Source organism: Mesorhizobium sp. M4A.F.Ca.ET.020.02.1.1 (assembly GCF_004022645.1).
Classification (GTDB): Bacteria; Pseudomonadota; Alphaproteobacteria; order Rhizobiales; family Rhizobiaceae; genus Mesorhizobium.
Genome location: NZ_RZOI01000666.1, coordinates 1 through 3310, shown reverse-complemented (window position 1 = coordinate 3310; position 3310 = coordinate 1). Strand labels below are relative to the sequence as shown.

The 3310-nt window shown below is 64.5% G+C and carries 5 protein-coding genes and 1 pseudogene; 1 reads left to right on the top strand and 5 read right to left on the bottom strand.

The annotated features are described in order from the left end of the window. From EN742_RS28930 to EN742_RS28915, 4 genes are all read right to left on the bottom strand, one after another. Positions 1–599, bottom strand: a 599-nt coding sequence (locus EN742_RS28930; protein WP_148670331.1) for a rhomboid family intramembrane serine protease, incomplete at its 3' end; no start/stop codon positions are given. Positions 600–630: 31 nt separating this feature from the next. Beyond that, positions 631–1212 (bottom strand): cob(I)yrinic acid a,c-diamide adenosyltransferase, encoded by a 582-nt coding sequence (locus tag EN742_RS28925; protein ID WP_128333555.1) that lies wholly within the window; start codon positions 1210–1212, stop codon positions 631–633. A 15-nt stretch (positions 1213–1227) separates the two neighbouring features. Further along, positions 1228–1419, bottom strand: coding sequence for a twin transmembrane helix small protein (locus EN742_RS28920; protein WP_126058117.1), 192 nt, complete (start codon positions 1417–1419; stop codon positions 1228–1230). 23 nt (positions 1420–1442) lie between these two features. Continuing rightward, positions 1443–2276: an SDR family oxidoreductase gene (locus tag EN742_RS28915; RefSeq protein WP_126058118.1), complete on the bottom strand. Its 834-nt coding sequence runs from the start codon at positions 2274–2276 to the stop codon at positions 1443–1445. Positions 2277–2359: 83 nt separating this feature from the next. Here EN742_RS28915 and EN742_RS28910 point away from each other — a divergent pair, with 83 nt between their 5' ends. Beyond that, positions 2360–3211, top strand: coding sequence for a YihY/virulence factor BrkB family protein (locus EN742_RS28910; protein WP_126058119.1), 852 nt, complete (start codon positions 2360–2362; stop codon positions 3209–3211). Here the strand turns inward: EN742_RS28910 and EN742_RS39685 are convergent. Next, positions 3181–3310 (bottom strand): annotated as a pseudogene (locus tag EN742_RS39685) (EamA/RhaT family transporter); the annotation flags it as partial. The gene EN742_RS28910 and the pseudogene EN742_RS39685 sit on opposite strands and share 31 nt — an antisense overlap.

Below are 3310 nucleotides of genomic sequence, written 5' to 3'. Positions count from 1 at the left end.
GCCCAGGAGACCTGGTCCTCGCCGCCGGCGGCGAACATGACGATCTGGAAGACGATCCACAGGATCAGCGGGATGAAGGCGGGGATGCGCAAGGGAATGCGGGCGAAGGCGAGCACCCAGACCTTCACCCTTGGGTAGAGGATCAGATAGGCGGCGACGACGCCGGCAATGGCGCCGGAGGCGCCGATCAGCGGCACCTGCGAATCCCAGGCCACCAACCCCTGGAAGAAGGCGCCGGCAATGGCGCAGGCGAGGTAGAAGATCAAATAGCGGATATGACCGAGGGCATCCTCGACATTGTCGCCGAACACCCACAGGAACAGCATGTTGCCGCCGAGGTGGAAAATGTCGGCGTGCAGGAAGGAATAGGTCAGGTAGCTCAGGCTCTCCGGGATGACGACGAATTCGGGCGAAAGCTCGACCTTGTCGTGGACGACGGAGGGGATGAAGCCGAGGCCGAGCACCGCCGCGTTGGTGAAATCCTCGCCGCCGAGCGTGGTGGCGAAATAGACGAGGACGTTGGCGACGATCAGGCCGATCGTCACATATTGCAGGTGGATGTGACGCAGTCTGTTGGTGTCGTATAGCGGGATGAACATGAGACCCTGGCCCTTCCGCTTCCACGTGGAGTCAGCGGTTCTTGCCGGGAACCCATAACACGTCGGCCTTTCCATTGTCATTGACCGCACGGGCGGCGACGAACAGAAAGTCGGAGACGCGGTTGATGTACTTGATCGCCTCGCGGTTGACCGGCTCGCCGGGGTCCTGCGCCAGCGCCACCAAGATCCGCTCGGCCCGCCGCGCCACCGTGCGGGCAAGGTGAAGTGCGGCCGCCGCCGGCGTGCCGCCGTTCAGCACGAAGGATTTGAGCGGCTGCAGTTCCTTGTTGAGGAGGTCGATATCCTTCTCGACGCGATCGGTCTGCGAGGCGACGATACGCAACGGCTCATAGCTGAGCGGCTTGCCGTCATCCGGCACGGCGAGATCGGCGCCGAGATCGAAAAGGTCGTTCTGGATGCGGGACAGCATGGCGTCGATCGAGGGATGGCTGTCAACGGTGTGGATGCGGGCCATGCCGATGCAGGCATTGGCCTCGTCGACCGTGCCGTAGGCGTCGATGCGCAGGTCGGATTTCAGCCGCCGCTCGCCGGTGCCGAGGCCGGTGGTGCCGTCGTCGCCGGTGCGGGTATAAATCTTGTTGAGCTTGACCACGCGCCGCCTCTCCGGTCACTTGCGGGTGAAATACACCGCCAGCATGATCAGCACCAAGGCGATGAACTGCAACAGCACGCGCGCCTGCATCAGCTTGTTGGAGGTCATGCTGGAGCCGCCGCGCAGCATGTTGATCAGACCACGGATCAGGACGAACACCACGGCGAGCATGACGAGGACGGCGAGGATATTGAAGACGGTTGCCATAGTCTTTTTCCAATCAGTTCCGTTCAGGCGCGTTTGGAGAGCAGGCGGTAGAGCAACGATGCCGGCAGGATGCGTTTGAGGATCACGCCGATCCTGGCCGGCACTGTTACCACATAGTGTGGGCGTGGGCGCCGCGACAGAAGCGCATGGCGCAACGCGGTGTGGACCACCTCCGGTCCGGGCTTCAGCCGCGAGGTGCTGCCGCCGGCTCGCAGCCGCGCCAGTTGCGCCTCGTAGTCAGCGCGGTGGACGGAATGCTCATGATCGATGTTCTTCAGGAACCAGAACAGCCCGTTCGAGGCGATCTTCGACGTCACCGGCCCCGGCTCGATCAGCGAGACATGGATGCCGCTGCCCAGAAGCTCCTGATGCAGGCACAGCATCAGCCCTTCCAGCGCGTGCTTGGAGGCCGAGTAGGCGCCGCGAAAGCGGACCGGCGTCAGCCCGAGGATGGAGGAACAGTGGACGAGCCGGCCATGGCCCTGGCGGCGCATCACCGGCACGATGCGGCGGGTGAGATCGTGCCAGCCGAAGAGATTGACCTCGAACTGCTCTTTGAGCGCCGAAACCGGCAGGTCCTCGACGGCCCCGGGCTGCGCATGGGCGCCGTTGTTGAACAGCGCGTCGAGCCGTCCGCCTGTGCGCTCCAGCACCGAGGCGACCAGCGCCTCGATCGAGGCGGGCTCGCGATAGTCGAGATAGAAGGTCTCGATGCCGTCGGCCTCGAGCGCCGCGATGTCGGCCGGCTTGCGCGCCGTCGCGAACACCCGCCAGCCTTCCGCCTTCAGCGCCCGGGCGCAATGGGCGCCAATCCCGGAAGAGGCACCGGTAACGATGATGGTGCGCGGCGCGTTCACGGCGGAGTTTGACCTAGGGTTGCCATTTGCCGCATTCCCTTCCCATATTCGCGGCGTCGAGACAATCGAAGGGAACGCGGTACGTGTTGCGGAAGATCGTCGCCCTGCGCCGCGTGCTCTATGACGCGATCGGTCACTTCAACACCGATGACGGCTGGGCGATGGCCAGCCATCTGGCGATCACCTCGCTGATGGCGCTGTTCCCGTTCCTGATCTTCGCGACGACGCTGGCGAGCTTCCTCGGCGCGCAGGCCTTCGCCGACACCGCCGTGCATCTGGTCTTCGACACCTGGCCGGAGCAGATCGCCAAGCCGATCGCGCGCGAGGTGCTGAACGTGCTCACCGTCAGGCGCACCGACCTGTTGACCTACGGCGTGCTGCTCGCCGCCTACTTCGCCTCGAACGGCATCGAGGCGCTGCGCACCTCGCTCAACCGCGCCTATCGGGTGTCGGAAACGCGCGGCATCATCTATCGCCGCGTCCAGAGCATCATCTTCGTGCTGATCGCCACGGCCTGTTTCCTGGCGATCAGCGTGCTCCTGGTGTTCGCTCCGCTCTTGGCGCGGTTGGCGGAGGCCCATCTCGAATGGATCAGGCCCTATATGGGCACGATCACCCTATGGCGCTACATCATCGCCTCGACGGTCATCGTCATCGGCCTGTTCGCGGTGCACTTCTGGCTGCCGGCAGGCAAGCGCCGCTTGCTGTCGATCGTGCCGGGCATCATCTTCACGCTGGCGGCCTGGCTGGCCGGCTCGACCATCTTTGCCACCTATCTCGACCATTTCTCGTCCTATGTGACGACCTATGCCGGCCTCGCCTCGATTATGATCGCGGTCGTCTTCCTCTACATCGTGTCGGCGATCTTTATCCTTGGCGGCGAGCTCAATGCCGCAATCAGCCGCTATCTCGAGGCGCGCGCCCGCATCGGTTGAGACCGTCCGGGGCTGGCCGGCCGCGCGGTCGCCAGCCCGACGCCGAGCGTGGCGATCGCCATGCCGACGATCTGCAGGAGGCTGAGATGCTCGCCGAAC